Raw genomic sequence first — 19,842 nt, 5'->3', positions numbered from 1 at the left:
GCGACAGCGCGGATTGTGATTTCGGGATTTTCAGGTATTTATCAAACCGAAGAAGAAACATTCGCGATATGAGCCATGGGCGAAGCAATCATTCTCGACGATGTGGACAGGCGCCTCCTGCGCTATTTCCAGTCCGATCCCGGTGCCTCTGCGGCGGACCTCGCCGAACGGGCGGGGTTGTCGGGTGCCGCGGGCTGGCGGCGGCTGGAGCGGATGCGCGAGGCGGGCATCATCCGCGGGGTCGAGGCGCGCATCGACTGGGCGGCGCTTGGATATGCCGTGGAAGTGTCCCTGCGCATCGCGCTCGACAAGGGCGAGGCGCGCGCCTTCGACACCTTCCTTGCCGCCGCGCGCGAGGTGCCCGAGGTGATCGAGATCCAGACCTTCCTTGGCCGCGTCGACGTGCGCTTGTCGGTCCTGGCCCGCGACATGGCGCATTACCAGCAGATCTACCGCGACCGCATCCTCGCCCTGCCCCACATCGCCGATATCGAGGCGCTGATGCTGGTCGCCCGCGTCCACCATGACGAGGCGCTGCCGCTGTGATCTCCCTCGACACCATCGACCGGCAGGTGCTGCGCGCTCTGTCCGAGGACGCCACGCAAAGCGCCTCGGCGCTGGGGCGGCGGTTCGGGCTGTCGCAACCCGCGATGTGGAAACGCATCCGGCGGCTGGAAGAGGCGGGCGTGCTGGCGGGCCGCCGCCTGAAGCTTGATGCCGAGGCGCTGGGGTTCGGCGTCACCGTCTTCCTTGGCGTGAAGCTTGGCACCAAGGGGCGCGTCAGCCTCGAGGATTTCGAACGCGCCGTCCGCGCCATCCCCGAGGTGCAGACCGTCGAACATGTTCTGGGGCTTTACGATTACCGCCTGCGCGTTGTTGCGCGCGACATCGCCGATTTCGAACGCGTCCTGCGCCGCCGCATCATGACCCTGCCGGGCGTGGGCGATGTGGAGGCCAACGTGCTGCTGAGCGAAGAGCGCCGCCCCGGTCCACTGGGCTAGCCACGGGTTTCCGATCGGCACCCGCCCTGCGACATCGCGGCACGTCCCCGGCGCGCTTGGCGGTGGCGGCAGGCCGCCGCGCACCCTAGATTGGCCCCATCATCGCAGGAGGTGCACGTCATGGCTTTGCTCGATACCGTCGATCCACAGGGGCTCGAAGAATTCTCGGTCGTCTTCACCGACCGCTCGCTCAACCACATGTCGCGCACCTTCCAGAAGGTGATGACCGACATCTCCGACATGCTGAAAGAGGTCTATGCCGCCGATGCCGTTGTCATCGTGCCCGGCGGCGGCACCTACGGGATGGAGGCGGTCGCCCGCCAATTCGCCCGCGACAAGCGCGTGCTGGTGGTGCGGAACGGCTGGTTCTCGTACCGCTGGTCGCAGATCGTGGAAACCGGCGGCTTGACCGCCGAGGCCATCGTGATGAAGGCCCGCCAGACCGGCAATGACAGCCGCGCGCCCTTTGCCCCGGCGCCCATCGACGAGGTGACCGCGCGCATCCGGGCCGAGAAGCCCGATGTCGTCTTCGCCCCGCACGTCGAGACCTCGGCGGGCGTGATCCTGCCCGACGATTACGTGGCAGCACTTGCCGAGGCCGCGCATGACGTCGGCGCGCTTATGGTGCTCGACTGCATCGCGTCGGGCTGTGCCTGGGTGGACATGCGCGAGCTGGGCGTGGACGTGCTGATCTCGGCCCCGCAAAAGGGCTGGTCGGCCTCCCCCTGCGCGGGTCTGGTGATGCTGTCGGACCGCGCTGTGGCGCGCATGGGCGACACGCAATCCGACAGTTTCGCGGTGGATCTCGGCAAATGGCACGCGATCATGCAGACCTATGAAGGCGGCGGGCACGCCTATCACGCGACCATGCCCACCGATGCCCTGCGCGAGTTTCGCGACACCATGATCGAGACGCGGGAATACGGGTTCGACCGCCTGCGAGAGGCGCAGTGGCGACTGGGCGACGCGGTGCGCGCGTGGTTCGCCGAACGCGGCGTGCGGTCGGTCGCGGCGGACGGATACGGTGCGCCCGGCGTGGTGGTCAGCTATACCGACGACCCCGAGATCCAGACAGGCAAGGCCTTCGCCGCCCAAGGCATGCAGATCGCGGCGGGCGTGCCGCTGCAATGCGACGAGCCCGAGGATTTCCGCACCTTCCGCATCGGGCTGTTCGGGCTCGACAAGCTGTATGACGTGGACGCCACGCTCGCCCGCCTGACCCGCGTGCTGGACAAGGTGATCTAGGGGAGCGCGAGGCCGGGCCCGGTAGCAAGAACAACAGTTTGTAAAACGTCTGCAGACGGGCCGCGGCGCGTCGATCCGACGGGCGGGCTAACGCATTTTATGTTTGCCAAGTTCGCGAGTTGCCCCAGCGATGCACCAAGCCCCACCAAATCGACGTGCCGTGCGGGCGGCCCGTCGATGCGCGGCGGGCTAAAGCCCTTGATTCCGCGCGGTACAAAGCGTTGCGGTTGCCAATCTGGTTTCTGCACGGCGGGCTGAAGCCCTTGATTCCGCGCAGGTGCGAGCAACCGTTGGGCGTTACACCACCGCTTCGACGGCAGCGACCACGCGGTCCACGGCCTCGACCAGCACCGCGTCATCCTCGCATTCGGCCATCACGCGGATCAGGGGCTCGGTGCCCGACTTGCGGATCAGCAAGCGCCCCTGCCCGTCCAGCTGCGCCTCGGACGCGCCGATGGCCGCCTGCACGCTGTCGGCATCCAGCGGCGCCTGCCCGGCGCTGAACCGCACGTTCTTCAGAAGCTGCGGCACCGGCGTGAAACTGCGCGCAAGGGTCGAGGCCTTCGCGCCGGTCCGCACCATCTCGGCCAGGAATTGCAGGCCGGCCATCAGCCCGTCGCCCGTGGTCGCGTAGTCGGTCATCACGATGTGACCCGACTGCTCGCCACCAAGGTTGTAGCCGCCCGCGCGCATCGCCTCCACGACATAGCGGTCGCCCACGCCGGTGCGGTGCAGCCGCACCCCATGCGCCTGCAAGAAGCGCTCAAGCCCGAGGTTCGACATCACCGTCGCCACCAGCGTGCCACCGTTCAGCCGTCCCTGATCGGCCCAGCGGGCGGCCATCAGCGCCATGATCTGGTCGCCGTTCGCCTCGGCCCCGTTCTCGTCGAGGATCAGCATCCGGTCGGCATCGCCATCAAGGCACAGGGCCACGTCGGCCCCGTGGGCCACCACCGCCTCGGCCGCGGTCTGCGGCTTGGTTGAACCGCAGGCCTCGTTGATGTTGGTGCCGTTCGGGGAGACGCCCACCGGGATCACCTCGGCCCCCAATTCCCACAGCACTTCCGGCGCCGCGCGGTAGGCCGCGCCGTTGGCGCAGTCGATCACCACCTTCATCCCGTCAAGGCCCATGCCCGCCGGGAAGGTCGATTTCACCCGCTCGACATAACGGTGCAAACCGTCGTCGATCCGCTTGGCGCGGCCGATGTTCCGGGCCTGCACGGGCGACACGCCGCCCGCGATCAGCGCCTCGATCTCCATCTCGGCCTCGTCCGACAGCTTGAACCCGTCGGGCCCGAAGAACTTGATCCCGTTATCCTGCGCCGGGTTGTGGCTGGCCGAGATCATGATGCCCACATCCGCCCGCATCGACGGGGTCAAAAGGCCCACCGCCGGCGTCGGCACCGGGCCAAGAAGCAGCACGTTCATGCCGGTCGAGGTCAACCCCGCCGTCAGCGCGTTCTCGAACATGTAGCCCGACAGGCGGGTGTCCTTGCCGATCACCACGCGGTGCGTGCGCTCGTCGTCGCGCCGGAAATAGCGCCCCGCCGCCGCGCCGATCTTCAGCGCCATCTCGGCCGTCATCGGATGGGTGTTGGCAAGACCCCGCACCCCATCGGTCCCGAACAGGTCACGCGCCATCGCGCTCTCCTCCATCCTCGACCGCGCGCCACAGCTTCAGCGCCTGTGCGGTCTCTTTTACGTCATGGACGCGCACCACCTGCGCCCCGCGCGCCGCCGCCGACAAGGCCACGGCCACCGAGCCGCCCAACCGGTCGGTCGGGTCCCTTGTCTCCCCGATCCGCCCGATGAACCCCTTGCGCGATGCGCCCAGCAGGATCGGGCAGCCAAGGCTGTGGAACAGCGCCAGCCCCTCCAGCAGCGCGAGGTTATGCGCCACAGTCTTGCCGAAACCGATGCCCGGATCGACAAGGACCTGGCATCGCGGCAGGCCGAGGCTTTCCAGGTGGGCCACCTGCGCCTCGAGGAAGTCGTAGACGTCAAGCAGCACATCGTCATAGCGCGGATCGTTCTGCATCGTCTGCGGATCGCCGCGGGCATGCATCAGGCAGACGGGCACGCTCCGTTCGGCGGCAAGAACCGCGAGTTCGGGATCGTGGGTGAAGCCCGACACGTCGTTGATCAGCCCCGCGCCCGCCGCCAGCGCCACCTCGGCCACCGCGCGTTTGCGCGTGTCGATCGACATCGCCACCGGCGTGCCGTGGCGCACCGCGCGCATCACCGGCTCGATCCTGGCGATTTCGGCCTCGACCGGCACCGGTTCGGCGCCCGGCCGGGTGGATTCACCCCCGATATCAAGGATATGCGCCCCGTCCGCCACCATCCGCCGCCCCGCGCGGCTGGCCTGTGCGGGGGCCGCGTGCAGGCCACCATCGGAAAAGCTGTCGGGCGTCACGTTCAGGATGCCCATGACGTTGCACTGGCTCATGTCGAGCCCCGCAAGCCGCCCGCGCCCGGCCGTCAGCCGCCGCAGGGACGCCTCGTCAAGGCCAGAGGCCGCCCTCCGCACCGGCGCGGCACCGCGCGACAGTTCCAGTACCTCGGTGAACCACAGCCGCCCGCCCGCCAACGTCTGCGCGTCGTCGGGCCGGTGCGGCCCGGCCTGCACGAGGGGGCGGATATAGGTCCTGCTCACGCCGCGCCGCCCGTCAGTCGAGATCGGCAAACCGCTGCACGACCACGACGGGCCGCGTCCCGCCTTCGGGAGGCGCCGCCGCCACGAAACTCATCCGCTCCGCGTCCAGCACGTCCGCCAGCCAGACCGCCAGCGCCTCGGGCACGTCCGAGGCGGGCTTCTCCACCGCGTCCAGCACCAGCTTGGAGGGTGCCCAGACGCTGATCTGGCCGTTCTTCATCGCCCAGTCGAGCTCGGTCCGGGTGTCGACCACGACACAGCGGGCATCGCGCGCGGCAAGGCACCACGCGTTCTGTTCCACCGCCAGCAGGTCGATCCGCCGCTGCGCCAGCGGATGCGCCGCCTTGGGCGGGGCGATGGCCGGTGCGCCCACGCACAGCACCAGCGGCACCGCCTGCGCCTCGGCCCGGTCGAGCCAGCCCGCCAGCGCGGGATCGTCGAACGCGTCATTGCCAAGGAACACGACATGTGGATGCACCACCGCGTGTTCGTCCGGCACCGGGTCCGCCGCGCGGGCGCGCACGATCTCCACCCCCAGCGCGCCGGGGCCGCGATCGAGCTTCTCGATCCGCACGAAGGCCCGCAGCGCCTGCGGTTCCAGCAGCACCCGTTCCGCCACCCGTTCGGCCAGCGTCTCCAGCAGGTTCAGCCGCTCCGCCGCCAGTTCCTGCGCGATCGCCTCGGTCACCCGGTCATAGGAAAGGATCGTGTCGACATCGTCATCCACCGCGTCCCGCGGCGCGACCTCGACCACCACGTTGAAACAGACCCGCTGGGTCGTCCCGCGCTCGGCCTGGAAGGCGCCGATCTCGACCTCGACCACGTGGTCGCGCAGCGAAATCCGGTCGGGCAAGCCGGTGCCTTCCGTGGCCCGCGCGCGCTCCGCCGGATGTTCGAATGCAAGGTGAATGTCGTGGCTCATGTTGTCCCCTGTCCCGTCGTGACAGACCTAGAGCCTTGCCGCGCCGAACGCACGGGGAAAATCCGCGCCCGGCACGACCTTGCCGGCCTCAGCCGCGGCGATAGAAGACGTGAACGCCGATCTTGGCCGTGCGCTTGAAGACACGCGACCATTTCGGGCGCACCGCCGTGGTGTGATAGAAGGTGGCGCCCTTGGTCAGCGGACGGCTGGCACCGTCCAGCATGGCGCGGGCCACCTTGCCCACCCGTTCGAAGGCGCGGGGTTCGTGGATCTTCTCGGGCCGACCGTCACAGGTATAGGTGAACTGGCAGGCGAACTTGCGCCCCGTGCCTTGGTTGATCACAGCGCAGAAGCTGTTCGGGAAACGCTTGCTTTCGACCCGGTTGGCGATCACCTCGGCCACCGCGAACTGGCCCTTCAGCGTCTCGCCGCGTGCCTCGAAATAAAGCGCCTCGGCAAGGCAATTCCATTCCCGCCCGCCCGTCGCCTTCGGCTGCGCATCAAGCCATGCCTGCGTGTAGGCGACTTTCTTGCCGCCCGACCGTGCCAGCAGCCCCTCGGGGCGCAGGCGCGGTTTGACCAGCGCTTCGAGCTTGCCCTCGGGTTGCGCTTCAAGCGCGGCCAGTTCGATGGAGACAAGCTGCTCGACCTTGCGCTTGGCATCCTGGGCCACGCCCTGGACACTCCACGCGACGAACAAGGCGATGGTCACAACGAACAGGCGCATTTACCACGGTCCCCCAACCGTTTTTCCTTCAGGCATCACGCGGGTTTACACCAGAAAACCCGTTCAGGCCAGCCAGTCGCGACCGGCATCGGCAAGGCCACGCCGCTTATGGACGCGGGAAGCCGATCTTGGGTCGCGGTCTGGAAGGGCTACACGATTTTGGGCTTCAAGGCCAGCTGGGCCGCGGCAAGCCGCGCGATGGGCACCCGGAACGGGGAGCACGAGACATAGTCGAATCCCGCCTCCCGGCAAAACTCGATTGATTCGGGGCTGCCCCCGTGCTCGCCGCAGATCGACAGCACGATGTCGGGCGCGGCGCGCCGCCCGCGCTCTGCCGCGATGGTCAGCAACTCGCCCACCCCGTCGCGATCGAGCGTGTGGAACGGGTCCTCGGGGAAGACGCCCTGCTGCACGTAGGCCGACATGAACCGCCCGGCATCGTCGCGGCTCAACCCGTAGGTCATCTGCGTCAGGTCGTTGGTGCCGAAGGACATGAAGGCACAATAGGGCGCGATATCCCCGGCCCTGAGCGCCGCGCGCGGCGTCTCGACCATCACGCCCAGCTTGTAGTCGAAATCGGCGCCGGTGCGCGTGCGCACCTCGGCCGCGACCGCGTCGACGCGGGTCTTGACCAGTTCGACCTCGCGCTTGGCGGTGACCAGCGGGATCATGATCTCCGGCACCACGGGCTCGCCGCCATCCTGGGCGATCGTCGCCTCGAAGATCGCGCGCGCCTGCATGTCGTAGATCTCGGGCAGCGCGATCCCCAGCCGCACGCCGCGCATGCCCAGCATGGGGTTGTATTCGGTCAGCTCCTCGACCCGGCGCGTCACCTCGCTCAGGGGGCGGTCCAGCGCCTCGGCCAGCGCCTGCTGGTCGACGCGGTTGGTCGGCAGGAACTCGTGCAGCGGTGGGTCGAGCAGCCGGATGCAGACCGGCTTGCCGGCCATGATGCGGAACAGGTCGCGGAAATCGTCGCGCTGCATCGGCAGCAGCAGGTCGAGCGCATCGCGCCGCTCTTCCGTGGTGTCGGCAAAGATCATCTCGCGCATCACCGTCAGGCGGTCGGCCTCGACGAACATGTGCTCGGTCCGGCAGAGCCCGATGCCGTCTGCTTCGAACATCCGCGCCGTCTCCGCGTCCTCGGGCGTGTCGGCATTGGCGCGCACCTTGATGTCGCGCACCTCGTCCGCCCAGCCCAGAAGCTTCCGGAACGCGTCGTCGAGAACCGGTTCGATCAGGCGCGGCGCACCGGCCAGAACCTCCCCGGTCGATCCATCGATGGTGATCGTGTCGCCATCGCGGACCACGCGGCCGTCGCGCGCGATCAACTGCTTGCGCCGTGTCTGGAACCGCAACTCGGACGCGCCGACCACGCAGGGCACGCCAAGCCCCCGCCCGATCACCGCCGCGTGCGAGGACATGCCCCCACGTTCAGTCAGCACCGCCGACGCGGCATGCATGCCGCGGATGTCCTCGGGAGAGGTCTCGCGCCGCACGAGGATGCAGGCCTCTCCCCGCGCCGCCGCGGCCTGCGCGGCAGAGGCGGTGAAGACAACCATGCCCGTCGCCGCGCCCGGAGATGCCGCGACACCCCGACCCAGCACATCGCGTTCGGCCCCCGGCGCGACCTGCCGGTGCAGAAGCTCTGCCAATGCCCGCGGCTCCACCCGGCACACGGCCTCCTCGCGCGGGATGATCCCGTCTTCGGCCAGCCGCACCGCGATCCGCACACCGGCGCGGTTCGAGCGCGGCACGCGCACCCCGTCGAGGATGAAGACCTCCCCGTTCTGGATGGTGAATTCCACCTGCATCTCTTCGCGCAGGCGGTGGCGCATCAGCGCTGAATGCTGTTTCAGGACCTCGAACGCCTCGGGCAGCGCCTCTTCCAGCGACGGCCCGCGCGGGTCGCGCTCAAGGTACAGAACGTCGCTCGCACCCCCCAGCGCCTCCCGGCCCTGGCTGCGGCCAAGGTAGCGCCCGGTGATCTGTTCCAGCCCCGTCTCGCTGGAGGCCAGTTGCATCACGCCCGATCCGCAATCGCCCTGCCCCAGCGCCATCTGCTGCACGATCAGGCCAAGGCCCGCATCCGCCGGCGCGCCCTTGGCCTGCCTGAGCAGCCGCGCCGTCGTGCCCTGCCACGCCCGCGCCATCGACCGCAGAACGCCGGCAAGCTGTTCCGCCGGGTCCTGCGGGAAGGGCGTCTCCATCTCGTCCTCGTAGGCGCGCAGCGCGGCGGCCAGCGCCACGTCGGGCGCCGCCTCCGTCTCTTCGAACTCGTCGGGGTCAAGGCGTGCCACGTGCACCGCGTAGGATTGCACGAACCGCAGGTAAAGCCGCGTCGCCTCTTCCTCGCCCAGCGTCGCGGCCAGCGCATCGCGCCGCTCGGCGCTCATGCCGACGTTCATCATCGCGCCCGGACCGCCCCAGTCGGGGTCCTCGGACGAGGGCCGCACGCACAACAGCACACCGGGTTCGAATTGCGACAGGATCATCCCGGCATCCGGCATCTGGCCGTTCGCGATCTCCAGCACCGTGTCGAAACTCAACACCACCGTGCGCGGCACCGGCAGGTCCAGCCGCACCAGCCGCTGCAGACATTTCGCGCGCCCGCCATGGGTCGCCACCGCGATGGGCGCGGTGGGCGTCACAAGCGTGATGTCAGGCTGCTGCGGCATGGGCTCGTCCTTTCGCAGGTGCAGCATAGACATGCGCGCCCGCCGGGCAAGCCCTACCCCTCGATCCGCGTCAAATCAGCCACCCCGGAACAGAGCTTGCGGATATCGCCCAGCAGGTTCAGGCGGTTGCGCCGCACCACGTCGGCCTCGGCATTGACCTGCACCGCTTCGAAGAACGCGTCGATGGGCGCGCGCAGTGCCGCCATCTCGGCCATCGCCGTGGCGAAATCCTGATCGGCCATCGCCGCCTCGATCCTGGGCCGTTGCGCGTCCATCGCGGCAAACAGCGCCTGTTCGGTCGCGTCCTCGGCGAACCTGGCATCCGCCCCGAACGAGTATTCGACCCCGTCCTTCTCCTCGGCCTGCGTCAGGATGTTGTTGGCGCGCTTGAACCCCTGCACGAGGTTCTCGCCATCATCGGTCTTCAGCACGTCGCTCAGCGCCTCGGCCCGCTTGACCAGCAGCGCCAGATCATCCGCGCCCGGCATCGCGATGCACGCATCGATCACATCATGCCGGATACCCTTGTCGCGCAGGTAGACCTTGAGGCGGTCGTGGAAAAAGGACACGAGATCAGCGGCATCCGCGTCGTTCTTCGCCTTCCCGATCACCTCGGTCAGTGGCAGCGTCGCTCCCGTTTCCAGCACGATCCGGATCACGCCCAAGGCCGCGCGGCGCAAGGCGAACGGGTCGCCCGACCCGGTCGGTTTCTCGCCGATCGCCCACATGCCCGTCAGCAGGTCCAGCTTGTCGGCCAGCGCCACCGCCTGAGAAACGGCACCCGTCGGCACATCGTCTGACGGGCCAAGGGGCTGGTAATGCGCGGCGCAGGCCTCGGCCACGGCCTCGCTCTCACCCGCCGCGCGGGCATAGTAGACGCCCATGACGCCCTGCAATTCGGGGAATTCGTACACCATTTCCGAGGACAGATCGGCCTTGGCAACTTCCGCCGCCCGAGCGGCTTCGTCAGGATCGGCACCCACCACGGGCGCCAACTCGCGCGCCAGCGCGGCGATCCGGTCGATGCGTTCCTTCTGTGACCCGATTTTGCGGTGGAACGTCACGTTTTCAAGCGCTTGCAGCCAGACGCTCATGTCGGTCTTGGCCACGCGCAAATCGTTCTCCCAGAAGAACTTCGCATCCGCCAGCCGCGCCGACAGCACCTTCTGGTTGCCCGCAAGGATGGTCGCGCCCTGATCCGCCGTCTCTCGGTTGGCCACGGTGACGAAGCGCACGATCCGCCCCGTCTTGTCGCGGACCGAGAAGAACTTCTGGTGCTCCTTCATCGAGGTCTGAAGCACCTCCGGCGGCAGTTCGAGGAACTCCGCCCCGATCTCTCCCATCAGTACGACGGGCCATTCGACCAGCCCCGCCACCTCTCGCAACAGGCCCGGATCCTCGACCACGTCCAGCCCCTGCGCGAAGGCCTGGTTGGCGGCGTCCGACTTGATCGTCTCGGCCCGTTCCTCGGGGTTCAGAACGACATAGGCGCGCTTCAGCTTCGCCTCGTAATCCTCGAAAGACACGACGGAAAATGGCTCCGGCGCCATGAAGCGGTGGCCTTCGGTCACGTCGCCCGACGTGATCCCGTCCACGTCCAGCGGCACCACCGTCGCCCCCGCCTCGTCCGTCAGGATGCACAGGATGCGGTGCAGCGGGCGCACCCAGCGCAAGGAACCCGCGCCCCAGCGCATCGCCTTCGGCCACGGGAAACCGCGCACGGTCGCTTCCAGCACCTCGGCAATGATGTCGCCAGCGGGGCGGCCTTCCTTCACGACGGTGGCGAAAAAGAACGTGCCCTTCTTCTCCTCGCGCTCTTCAAGATCGTCGCGCGCAACGCCCGCGCCACGCAGAAAGCCCTCGATCGCCTTCTCGGGCGCGTCCACACGGGGCCCGCGACGTTCCTCGCGCAAGGTGGGCGATGCCGCAGACACGCCGTCGACCGTCAGGCACAGCCGGCGCGGCGTGGCAAAGGCCGCGGCCGAGCCATAGGTCAGCCCGGCCTCGACCATCCCGTTCGTCACCAGTTTCTTCAGGTCCTCGGCGGCGCGCGCCTGCATGCGCGCGGGGATTTCCTCGGAAAAGAGTTCGATCAGCAGATCGGGCATCACTCGGCCTCTCGTTCGGGGCAATCGTCGCCCAGGGGCGAGCCGTCATAGGACTTGTCGCCGCATTCATTGATGTCGTGCCAGACATATCCGCGCCCGTCCTCGGTGATGGCGACGATCCGGTCGATCCCGAACTCGATATTCGCCTCGCCAAGGAAGGCGAGCGCGCGGCCGTCTTCCAGCATCTCGCCGATGCTTTCGGCATCGAAACAGTCGAACCACCCCGGCGCGACGCGTGGCGCCGCGCGGTCGAGGCCCACATAGGTTTCGGTCAGCATCGGCAGCGACATGGTGGTGGTGAAACAGGCGCGGTAGCGGATGGGCGAACTGTCGGAATCGATGGCGCGAAATGCGTCGTAGAGGATCGGCTCCGCCTCCCCCGACACCAGCGAGGTCAGCTGCACCGCATCGCTGCCCGTGTCCGAGATCTCGTCATAGAACCCGTAGACCTGCAGCCAATACATGACCACGCCCGCCACCAGTGCGATCATCAGGATGCCCCCCACCACGATCCGGCCCGCCATGGCTCAGGCCACCGCCGCGTCGGTCTGCACGAAGGCATCCGCGCACATCTTCGCCAGCGCCCGCACCCGCCCGATATAGGCCTGCCGCTCGGTGACGGATATCACGCCGCGCGCGTCGAGCAGGTTGAAGATGTGGGACGCCTTGATGCACTGGTCGTAGGCCGGGTGCGCCATGATGATGCGCTTGCCGGTCTTCGGGTCCTCGTGCGGTTCCGCAAGGATCGCCGCGCAATGCGCCTCCGCCTCCTCGAACTGTCGCAGCAGCACCTCGGTATTGGCCACGTCGAAATTCCAGCGGGAATATTCCTGCTCGGTCTGGCGGAAGATGTCGCCGTATGTCAGCGCGATGGGCGCGTCCGGGTCGTTGAACGGCATGTCCATCACGTGATCGACGCCAAGCACGTACATCGCCAGCCGCTCAAGCCCGTAGGTCAGCTCGCCCGAGACCGGCTTGCAATCGTGCCCGCCCACCTGCTGGAAATAGGTGAACTGGCTCACCTCCATCCCGTCGCACCAGACCTCCCAGCCAAGCCCCCACGCACCCAAAGTCGGGCTTTCCCAGTCGTCCTCGACGAACCGGATGTCGTGCAACTCGAAATCGATGCCAATGGCCTTGAGCGAGCCAAGGTACAGGTCCTGCATGTCGGGCAGCGAGGGTTTGATCAGCACCTGGTACTGGTAATAATGCTGCAGCCGGTTGGGGTTCTCGCCATAGCGCCCGTCCGTGGGGCGGCGCGAGGGCTGGACATAGGCCGCCGCCCAGGGCTTTTCCCCCAGCGAGCGCAGCGTGGTGGCGGGGTGGAACGTGCCCGCGCCGACCTCCATGTCATAGGGCTGCAACACGGCACAGCCCTTCGACGCCCAGTAGGTCTGAAGGCGCAGGATGATTTCCTGGAAGCTGCGGGGCGCTGCCACGTCGGCCATCTGTCACTCCTCTGCCCGGGTCGCGCACTGATTACGGGGGCCTACCCATGGGGTCAACGGGCATTGATGGCAGGAATTTGATCGCGGGCGCGGCGATTTTGGGGTGCAGGCCCGCCGACTTTTGATAAGCTGCCCAGCAAAGGCCGCAAAGGCCAGGAGACGAGGGGAAGATCGGGCATGGCAAAGACGTGGTTGGCAGCGTGCGTGGCGGTAATGGTCTGGGTTGGTGCCGCGTTGGCGCAGGGAGCCGATAACCGCGTCTGGATCCAGGTCGAAGCCCAGCCAAGCCTCACCGCCGCGCAGAACCGCCTCCGCGCCTTCGCGCAGGTCTTCCCGGACGTGAACGGGTTTTCGCTGGGGGGCGGCTGGTACGGCATCGCGCTTGGCCCCTATGCCCGGTCCGAGGCCGACAGCCTCCTGCGCTCCTACCTTGCGAACGGGCTGATCCCGCCCGACAGCTACATCGCCTTTACCCGCTCGTTCCGGTCGCAGTTCTGGCCAGTGGGCACCAACCTTCTGGCCCCGTCCGACGCCACCGCGCCGGCACCGACCGGCACGGCAGTGGCCGAGCCGGAAACCCCCAACGTCGAAGCACCCGAACCGCAGCAAGAGAACGAGATCGCCGTTCCCGACGAAACCCCGCGCGAGGCCCGCGCGTCCGAGGCGCGCCTGACCCGCGACGAGAAGAAGGAATTGCAGGTCGCGCTGAAATGGGCGGGCTTCTACACCGGCGCGATCGACGGGGCCTATGGCCGTGGCACGCGCGGCTCGATGGCCGCCTTCCAGGAAGAGAACGGGTACGAGGTCACGGGCGTCCTGACCACCGCGCAGCGCGCCGAGCTGATGCGCCAGTATAACGCCGTGCTCGACGGCATGGACCTGCGCCGCGTCACCGATACCCGCGCCGGGATCGAGTTGCTCTTGCCCACCGGCGTCGTCGCGTTCGAGAAATACGAGTTTCCCTTCGCCCAGTACGATGCCCGCACCGACCTCGGCGCGCGTGTCCTGCTGATTTCGCAACCGGGCGACCGGGACACGCTGTCGGGCCTCTACGACATCATGGAAACGCTCGAAATCGTGCCCACCGAGGGCCCCCGCGAGAAGGGGCGCAGCGCCTTCACCCTGACCGGCGAGAACGCGAAGATCGTGTCCCATACCGAGGCACGCCTGCAGAATGGCGAGGTCAAAGGCTTCACCCTGATCTGGCCTGCCGGAGACGAAGAACGCCGCACCCGCGTCCTGCAGGAAATGCGCGCCTCGTTCCAGGTGCTGCCGGGAACGACGCTGCGCCGGGACGACACGCAGGGCGCCGAACAGACGCTCGACCTGGTGTCGGGGCTCAAGCTGCGGCGGCCGATCCTGACCCGCTCGGGCTTCTGGACGGATGCCAGCGGCACGGTCCTCACCTCGAGCGAGGCGGTGGGCCAATGCGCCCGCATCACGCTGGACGGTGACTACCCCGCCGATATCGCCGCGCGGAATGACCGGCTGGGCGTGGCGGTGCTGAAACCGCGCGACGCCCTGTCGCCGCCCGCCCACGTGACCTTCCGCGATGGCGCGCCGCGCCTGCGGTCCGAAATCGCCGCCGCCGGGTTCTCCTATGGCGGCCAGCTGGGCGCGCCCACCCTGACCTTCGGGCGGCTCGAAGACCTGCGCGGGTTGCGCGGGGAGGAAAACCTGCGCCGCCTCGCCGTCGACACCCTGCCCGGCGACACCGGCGGCCCGGTCTTCGATGGCGGAGGTGCGGTGCTGGGCCTGCTTCTGGCCGAGGACGAAGGCGGTCGCCGCCTCCCCGACGGCGTCCGCTTTGCCGCCAGCAGCGACGCCCTGCGCGCCGTTCTGGAAGAGGCCGGCGCCGATCCCGGCTTCACCGTGACCGAGCAATCCATGGCCCCCGAAGACCTCACCACCCTCGCCCGCGACGTGGTTGTGCTGGTGGAGTGCTGGGAGGACTAGACCTGACCTGACTTGCGCGGAATCAATGGCTTCAGCCCGCCGCGCATCCGTTGCCCTTCCGTCCGTCTGCAACCACACCGCTGTAGCCCGCGCGGAATCAAGGGCTTTAGCCCGCCGCGCATCGACGGGCCGCCCCCCGGCACGTCGATCTGGCTGGTCTTGGTGCGTCGCTGGGGCGTTCTACGGACGTGGCAACCATAAACCGCCCAGCCCACCCGTCGGCTCGACGCACCGCGGCCCGTCTGCAACCGACGCACCCCGCGCGGAATGCAAGACCGCAGGCCGGCGCGCATCCGTTGCCCGGCAGTCAGACTGCAACCGCGCCGCTGTAGCCCGCGCGTAATCAAGGCCGCAGGCCGCCGCGCATCGACGGGCCGCCCCCACGGCACGTCGATATGTCTAACCTTGGCGCACCGCTTGCGCGTTATGCGGACTTGGTAACCATAAACCGCCCAGCAGACCCGTCAGTTCGACGCACCGCGGCCCGTCTGCACCCGTCGCAACCCGCAATCCTTACCCAAAAGTTAAGCAATTACAGACAATTGTAGTAACCCATGGGTTACCTCACGCCGCCCGCATCACCATCCCGAACAAGTCTCGCGGATCATCCGGGTCAGCCAGCATGTCCAGCATCTGGCCCAGCCCCGTCCCCGGCAGCGCGTCGCGCACGTACCGCAGGGCCGAGAAATCCTCGATCGCGAAACCGACCCCGTCGAACAGCGTGATCTGCCGGTCCGAGGTGCGGCCCGGCTTCGCCCCGGTCAGCACCTCCCACATCTCGGTCACCGCGAAATCCTCGGGCTTTTGCTGGATCTCCCCCTCGATCCGGGTCTGCGGCGTGTATTCGACGAACACGTCCGCGCGGTCGAGGATGCCGGGATGCAGCTCTGTCTTGCCCGGACAATCTCCGCCGATCGCGTTCAGGTGCACGCCCGCGCCGACCATGTTGTCGGTCAGGATCGTCGCGTATTGCTTGTCGGCGGTGCAGGTCGTCACGATGCCCGCCCCGATCATCGCCTCTTCCGACGACCGGCACGCCACCGCCTCGATCCCCGTGCCGGCGAGGTTGCGCATCGCCTTCTCGGTCGCCGCCGGGTCGATGTCGTAAAGCCGCACTTTCGAGATCCCACACAATTCAGCCATCGCCAGCGCCTGGAACTCCGACTGCGCGCCGTTGCCGATCATCGCCATCGTGTCGGTCGCGGGCGCCAGTTGCCGCGCCACCATGGCCGAGGTCGCCGCCGTGCGCAGCGCCGTCAGCACCGTCATCTCGGACAACAGGACCGGGTAGCCCGTGCCGACATCGGCCAGAAGGCCGAACGCCGTGACCGTCTGCAACCCTTCCCGCGTGTTCTTTGGATGGCCGTTCACGTACTTGAACCCGTAAACCTCGCCATCCGAGGTCGGCATCAACTCGATCACGCCCTGCGCCGAATGGGAGGCCACGCGCGGGGTCTTGTCGAACAATTCCCAGCGGCGGAAATCCTGCTCGATATACTCCGCCAGCCCCCGCAGCATGGGCCGTAGACCGACATGGTGCACAAGCCGCATCATGTGATCGACGCTGACGAAAGGCACCAGCGCGGTATCGGACGGGGCGAGGGTCATGCCGCGAGCCTCCCCGCATTGGGCCGGTTGGGCCGGTCGAGGACCCGGCGGCCGAACAGGCTCGCCACGAGGTCGGTCACCAAAAGCGCCGTGCGACCCCGGTCGTCGAGGAACGGGTTCAGCTCGACGAGGTCGAGCGAGGTCAGGCGACCCGAATCGTGCACCATCTCCATGATCAGGTGCGCCTCGCGGAAGGTCGCGCCGCCGGGCACCGTGGTCCCCACGGCGGGCGCGATGGCGGGGTCGAGGAAATCGACGTCGAAGCTCAGATGCAGATGCCCGTCCTCCGCCGCGACCCGTTCGAGGAAGGCACGCAGGGGCTCGGCCACGCCGCGTTCGTCGATGGCGCGCATGTCATAGGCGTCGACGCCAGTGGCGTGGATCGCCTCGGCCTCTGGCGGATCGACCGAGCGCAGGCCGAGCATCGTGATGCGGGTCGGATCGACCGGGTTCGGCACCTCGGGAAAGACTGGAAAGGGCGCGAGGTTCGCCGCGTAAGCCACTGGGCAGCCGTGCAAATTGCCGCTCACCGTACTTTCGAGCGTGTTCATGTCCGGGTGCGCATCGAGCCAAAGCACGAACAAGGGCTTACCCGCCCGCGCGGCCCGGTTGGCCGCCGCCGGAAGCGTCGCCGCCGCCATGGAGTGATCGCCGCCGATGAAGATCGGGATGTCGGTTTCTTCCATTGCCTTGTCCGCCGCGCCGCGCAGGGTTCGCACCCAGTCGGCGGTGTGCTGGAGGTTCTTCAGGACCGGGTTCGGATGCGTGACCTTTGGCCCCTCGACGAGCGCGAGGTTGCCGCGATCCGACACGGTGACCCCCTGCCCTTCAAGCGCCGCGACAAGCCCCGCCGTGCGCAAGGCGTCCGGCCCCATGATGCATCCCGGCTGGCCCGCGCCGGACTGGATCGGCGCCCCGATGATCTGTGCTTGCATGTCGTTCTCCCATTCCTTTCACTCCGATTACCCGGTCACCCTGCGCAAAGAGAGGTGGCGTTTTGGGACGCATGGCGATATTCCTGCGCAAATCGCACAATATACTGGTCGAAATGCTCACACCCTTGGACACCGCGCTGATCGCGCAGCTGCGCCGGGACGCCCGCGCCTCGGTCACGGAACTGGCCGCACGCACGGGTGCCTCGCGCAACACGGTGCGCCACCGGCTGGCGCGGCTGGAGGAAAACGGCACCATCCTGCGTTACACGATCGAGACCGCACCCGAGACGGCGCCCGGCGTGCGCGCGATCATGACGATCGAGTTACAGGGATCGCTGTCGCGCTCGGTGATCCGCGCCCTGCGCGCCCTGCCCGAGATCGAGACGCTGCATTCCACCAACGGCGCCTGGGACCTGGTGGCGCAATTGGCGGCGACGGACCTTGCCGGCATTGACGCGGTCCTGCGGCGCATCCGCGAAATCCCCGGCGTGACGAACTCGGAAACCAGCCTGCTGCTTGCGCCGGTCTGATCCCCCCTTGCCAAGCCGCCCCGCGCCCGGTCACATCGCGCCATGACCCATGTGGAAGTGCTGAAATCCCTGCCTGGCGCGCTGCGCGTGCGGTTGCAGACCCGGTCGGACGCGGCGGGGCTGTGGCACCTCGCCTCGCATCTCGTCGCGATTGCGGTCACGGGGACGTGGATCGCGCAAGGCTGGGTGCTGTGGCCCGTGGTGATGGTGCTGCATGGCGTGCTGGTCGTCTTCCTGTTCACGCTGCAGCACGAATGTACCCATGACACGCCCTTTGCCACGCCGCGACTGAACCGGATCGTGGGGCACGCGGTTGGCGTCGTCATTTTCCAGCCGTTTCAATGGTTTCGCCTGTTCCACATGGCGCATCACCGGCACACGCACGACCCCGACCATGACCCCGAACTGACCGAAGGGACCAAGCCCGAAAGCTGGGCGGCATGGGTCTGGCATGTGAGCGGCGTGCCGGTCTGGGTCGCGTCCCTAAGTCTGATCGTTCGGAACGCGACCCGACCCACGCCCGCGCCTTACCTGCCCGCTTCGGCCCTGCCCCGGTTGCGGAAGGAAGCGCGGGGGATGCTGGCGGTCTATGCGCTGGCGGCGCTGTCGTTTTCGTGGACGGACGCGTTGCTTTGGCTGTGGCTGGTGCCGATGGCCATGGGACAGCCCTTCCTGCGGCTCTACCTGCTGGCCGAGCATGGGCGCTGCCCGCACGTGGCAGACATGCTGGAAAACACGCGCACCACCTTCACCACCCGCGCGGTGCGCTGGCTGGCGTGGAACATGCCCTATCATATCGAGCATCACGCGGCCCCGAACGTGCCGTTCCACAACTTGCCGGAACTGCACCGGCACATGGCGCCTCACCTGAAATCGACATCACCATCTTATGCAGCGTTCACAAGGGATTACGTGTCGGATTTCACGTGACACGTCAACGCGGATAGCTGACCGTTCCACCCCCGACCTTGGCCGGAACCCCTGTGGTTGACGGGCAGGAGGTGGGCAGGCCGCGCGCCACCCGCACGGCGAGGAAGGCAAAGGCCTGCGCTTCGAGCATGTCACCGTCGAGGCCCACCGCCTCCACCGGCTCGACCGGGCAATCGAGGCCTGCGGCCAGCATCTGCATCATCACCGGGTTGTGCCGCCCGCCGCCCGTGACCAGCAGGCGCTCGGGTGGTTCGGGGCAATGCTCGACCCCCTGCATCACCGCCGCCGCCGCCATGCCCGTCATCGTCGCCGCCGCATCGGCGTCGTCCAGTTCGCGCACGAGGTCGAGCATGGTGGCGAAACTGTCCCGGTCGAGCGATTTGGGCGGGATGCGCGGGAAATAGGGATCGTCGAGGAATAGCTCCAGCGCGCCCTCCTCGACCTCGCCCTGCGCGGCGAGCGCGCCATCGGCGTCGTGGGTGAGGCCCCGGCGGGTCATCATCAGGTCGTTGATCGGCGCGTTTGCGGGCCCGGTATCGAAGGCCAGAAGCGCGCCCGGCGCCTCCGGCGCGTCGCGGGACGGGTCGATCCACGTGATGTTGCCCACCCCGCCGAGGTTCAGGAAGGCCAGCGGACGCACGGCACCGATCCAGCGGGCGCAGGCAAAGTGGAAAAACGGCGCAAGCGGCGCGCCTTCGCCGCCCAAGGCCACGTCGGCGCTGCGGAAATCCCAGACAACGGGCCGACCCAGGGCATCGGCCAGCGCCTGCCCGTCGCCCAGCTGGTGCGTGCCGCGCCCGCGCGGGTCATGCGCCAGCGTCTGGCCGTGAAAGCCCACCACCTCCGCCTCCAGCCCCGACAGGGCCGCGACGTGTGCGTCGTGCACGACCTTCGCAGCTTCGGAAAGGTCATCACCCGGCCAGCGCCCGAGGGCGGCGCGCAGCACCGATTGCTCGGCATTGGAATAGGCGCGGTAGGTGTGTTCGCCGAAGCCATGGATCGCATGGCCGTCCGTGTCGATCACGGCGGCATCCACCCCGTCGAGCGACGTGCCCGACATCGCGCCCGCGGCTCGGATCACGCCTGACTTCCGCACAC

17 protein-coding genes are annotated in these 19,842 nt (G+C 68.0%); 6 read left to right on the top strand and 11 right to left on the bottom strand.

Features of this window, described 5'->3' with window-relative positions; all coding sequences use genetic code 11:
• Positions 1-90: 90 nt before the first annotated feature.
• The 3 genes from ATO11_RS02625 (at position 91) to ATO11_RS02615 (ending at position 2,246) form a co-directional block, all read left to right on the top strand.
• Positions 91-546, top strand: a complete 456-nt coding sequence (locus tag ATO11_RS02625) for an Lrp/AsnC family transcriptional regulator (protein ID WP_050529430.1) — start codon at positions 91-93, stop codon at positions 544-546.
• A complete protein-coding gene (locus tag ATO11_RS02620) occupies positions 543-1,001 on the top strand; it encodes an Lrp/AsnC family transcriptional regulator (RefSeq protein ID WP_050529243.1) in 459 nt (152 codons plus the stop codon). Before ATO11_RS02625 ends, ATO11_RS02620 begins: the two co-directional genes overlap by 4 nt.
• Before the next feature lie 120 nt (positions 1,002-1,121).
• Positions 1,122-2,246 carry an aminotransferase class V-fold PLP-dependent enzyme gene (locus tag ATO11_RS02615; RefSeq protein ID WP_050529242.1) on the top strand — a complete coding sequence of 375 codons (1,125 nt, stop codon included), beginning with the start codon at positions 1,122-1,124 and terminating at the stop codon, positions 2,244-2,246.
• A gap of 297 nt (positions 2,247-2,543) precedes the next feature.
• On the opposite strand, the gene glmM is transcribed toward ATO11_RS02615, so the two are convergent.
• The 8 genes from glmM to ATO11_RS02575 form a co-directional block, all read right to left on the bottom strand.
• Positions 2,544-3,887, bottom strand: a complete 1,344-nt coding sequence (gene glmM / locus ATO11_RS02610) for a phosphoglucosamine mutase (RefSeq protein WP_050529429.1) — start codon at positions 3,885-3,887, stop codon at positions 2,544-2,546.
• Complete coding sequence (gene folP / locus ATO11_RS02605) at positions 3,877-4,902, bottom strand: dihydropteroate synthase (RefSeq protein ID WP_050529241.1); 1,026 nt, start codon at positions 4,900-4,902, stop codon at positions 3,877-3,879. The genes glmM and folP overlap by 11 nt, the downstream gene beginning before the upstream one ends.
• A 13-nt stretch (positions 4,903-4,915) precedes the next feature.
• Positions 4,916-5,824: a dihydroneopterin aldolase gene (locus tag ATO11_RS02600; RefSeq protein ID WP_050529240.1), complete on the bottom strand. Its 909-nt coding sequence runs from the start codon at positions 5,822-5,824 to the stop codon at positions 4,916-4,918.
• Positions 5,825-5,912: 88 nt separating this feature from the next.
• Complete coding sequence (locus tag ATO11_RS02595; protein WP_050529239.1) at positions 5,913-6,551, bottom strand: cell wall hydrolase; 639 nt, start codon at positions 6,549-6,551, stop codon at positions 5,913-5,915.
• 149 nt (positions 6,552-6,700) lie between these two features.
• Positions 6,701-9,229: a putative PEP-binding protein gene (locus ATO11_RS02590; protein ID WP_082176127.1), complete on the bottom strand. Its 2,529-nt coding sequence runs from the start codon at positions 9,227-9,229 to the stop codon at positions 6,701-6,703.
• A 53-nt stretch (positions 9,230-9,282) separates the two neighbouring features.
• Positions 9,283-11,337: a glycine--tRNA ligase subunit beta gene (gene glyS, locus ATO11_RS02585; protein ID WP_050529238.1), complete on the bottom strand. Its 2,055-nt coding sequence runs from the start codon at positions 11,335-11,337 to the stop codon at positions 9,283-9,285.
• The gene (locus ATO11_RS02580; protein ID WP_050529237.1) at positions 11,337-11,861 is read right to left on the bottom strand and encodes a DUF6446 family protein; all 525 of its coding nucleotides are present in this window, start codon (positions 11,859-11,861) and stop codon (positions 11,337-11,339) included. Before ATO11_RS02580 ends, glyS begins: the two co-directional genes overlap by 1 nt.
• Positions 11,862-11,864: 3 nt before the next feature.
• Positions 11,865-12,785: a glycine--tRNA ligase subunit alpha gene (locus ATO11_RS02575; protein WP_050529236.1), complete on the bottom strand. Its 921-nt coding sequence runs from the start codon at positions 12,783-12,785 to the stop codon at positions 11,865-11,867.
• A 213-nt stretch (positions 12,786-12,998) separates the two neighbouring features.
• On the opposite strand from ATO11_RS02575, the gene ATO11_RS02570 reads away from it, so the two are divergent.
• Complete coding sequence (locus ATO11_RS02570; protein ID WP_242601335.1) at positions 12,999-14,741, top strand: serine protease; 1,743 nt, start codon at positions 12,999-13,001, stop codon at positions 14,739-14,741.
• A 564-nt stretch (positions 14,742-15,305) separates the two neighbouring features.
• Here ATO11_RS02570 and ATO11_RS02565 read toward each other — a convergent pair.
• Both ATO11_RS02565 and rocF read right to left on the bottom strand, forming a co-directional pair.
• Positions 15,306-16,349 (bottom strand): ornithine cyclodeaminase, encoded by a 1,044-nt coding sequence (locus ATO11_RS02565; RefSeq protein ID WP_050529234.1) that lies wholly within the window; start codon positions 16,347-16,349, stop codon positions 15,306-15,308.
• Positions 16,346-17,284, bottom strand: a complete 939-nt coding sequence (gene rocF, locus ATO11_RS02560) for an arginase (RefSeq protein WP_050529233.1) — start codon at positions 17,282-17,284, stop codon at positions 16,346-16,348. Before rocF ends, ATO11_RS02565 begins: the two co-directional genes overlap by 4 nt.
• A gap of 71 nt (positions 17,285-17,355) precedes the next feature.
• Between rocF and ATO11_RS02555 the strand changes: the two genes are divergently transcribed.
• Both ATO11_RS02555 and ATO11_RS02550 read left to right on the top strand, forming a co-directional pair.
• On the top strand, positions 17,356-17,814 hold the full coding sequence (locus tag ATO11_RS02555) for an Lrp/AsnC family transcriptional regulator (protein ID WP_242601334.1): 459 nt from the start codon (positions 17,356-17,358) through the stop codon (positions 17,812-17,814).
• Positions 17,815-17,856: 42 nt separating this feature from the next.
• Positions 17,857-18,744, top strand: a complete 888-nt coding sequence (locus ATO11_RS02550; RefSeq protein ID WP_050529232.1) for a fatty acid desaturase — start codon at positions 17,857-17,859, stop codon at positions 18,742-18,744.
• Between the two features lie 4 nt (positions 18,745-18,748).
• On the opposite strand, the gene ATO11_RS02545 is transcribed toward ATO11_RS02550, so the two are convergent.
• Complete coding sequence (locus tag ATO11_RS02545) at positions 18,749-19,804, bottom strand: anhydro-N-acetylmuramic acid kinase (RefSeq protein WP_050529426.1); 1,056 nt, start codon at positions 19,802-19,804, stop codon at positions 18,749-18,751.
• Positions 19,805-19,842 lie beyond the last annotated feature (38 nt).

The sequence above is a fragment of the Pseudaestuariivita atlantica genome, from assembly GCF_001205715.1.
Lineage (GTDB): Bacteria > Pseudomonadota > Alphaproteobacteria > Rhodobacterales > Rhodobacteraceae > Pseudaestuariivita > Pseudaestuariivita atlantica.
The sequence above is the reverse complement of the archived record's forward strand: the minus strand, read 5'-3'. Positions and strand labels throughout refer to the sequence as shown.

Bases quoted from the DNA above. Each gene is read 5' to 3' on its own strand.
- ATO11_RS02615 (WP_050529242.1), top strand. From the start codon at position 1,122: ATGGCTTTGCTCGATACCGTCGATCCACAGGGGCTCGAAGAATTCTCG.
- glmM (WP_050529429.1), bottom strand. From the start codon at position 3,887: ATGGCGCGTGACCTGTTCGGGACCGATGGGGTGCGGGGTCTTGCCAAC.
- ATO11_RS02600 (WP_050529240.1), bottom strand. From the start codon at position 5,824: ATGAGCCACGACATTCACCTTGCATTCGAACATCCGGCGGAGCGCGCG.
- ATO11_RS02595 (WP_050529239.1), bottom strand. From the start codon at position 6,551: ATGCGCCTGTTCGTTGTGACCATCGCCTTGTTCGTCGCGTGGAGTGTC.
- ATO11_RS02590 (WP_082176127.1), bottom strand. From the start codon at position 9,229: ATGCCGCAGCAGCCTGACATCACGCTTGTGACGCCCACCGCGCCCATC.
- glyS (WP_050529238.1), bottom strand. From the start codon at position 11,337: ATGCCCGATCTGCTGATCGAACTCTTTTCCGAGGAAATCCCCGCGCGC.
- ATO11_RS02580 (WP_050529237.1), bottom strand. From the start codon at position 11,861: ATGGCGGGCCGGATCGTGGTGGGGGGCATCCTGATGATCGCACTGGTG.
- ATO11_RS02575 (WP_050529236.1), bottom strand. From the start codon at position 12,785: ATGGCCGACGTGGCAGCGCCCCGCAGCTTCCAGGAAATCATCCTGCGC.
- ATO11_RS02570 (WP_242601335.1), top strand. From the start codon at position 12,999: ATGGTCTGGGTTGGTGCCGCGTTGGCGCAGGGAGCCGATAACCGCGTC.
- ATO11_RS02565 (WP_050529234.1), bottom strand. From the start codon at position 16,349: ATGACCCTCGCCCCGTCCGATACCGCGCTGGTGCCTTTCGTCAGCGTC.
- rocF (WP_050529233.1), bottom strand. From the start codon at position 17,284: ATGCAAGCACAGATCATCGGGGCGCCGATCCAGTCCGGCGCGGGCCAG.
- ATO11_RS02555 (WP_242601334.1), top strand. From the start codon at position 17,356: ATGGCGATATTCCTGCGCAAATCGCACAATATACTGGTCGAAATGCTC.
- ATO11_RS02550 (WP_050529232.1), top strand. From the start codon at position 17,857: ATGACCCATGTGGAAGTGCTGAAATCCCTGCCTGGCGCGCTGCGCGTG.
- ATO11_RS02545 (WP_050529426.1), bottom strand. From the start codon at position 19,804: ATGTCGGGCACGTCGCTCGACGGGGTGGATGCCGCCGTGATCGACACG.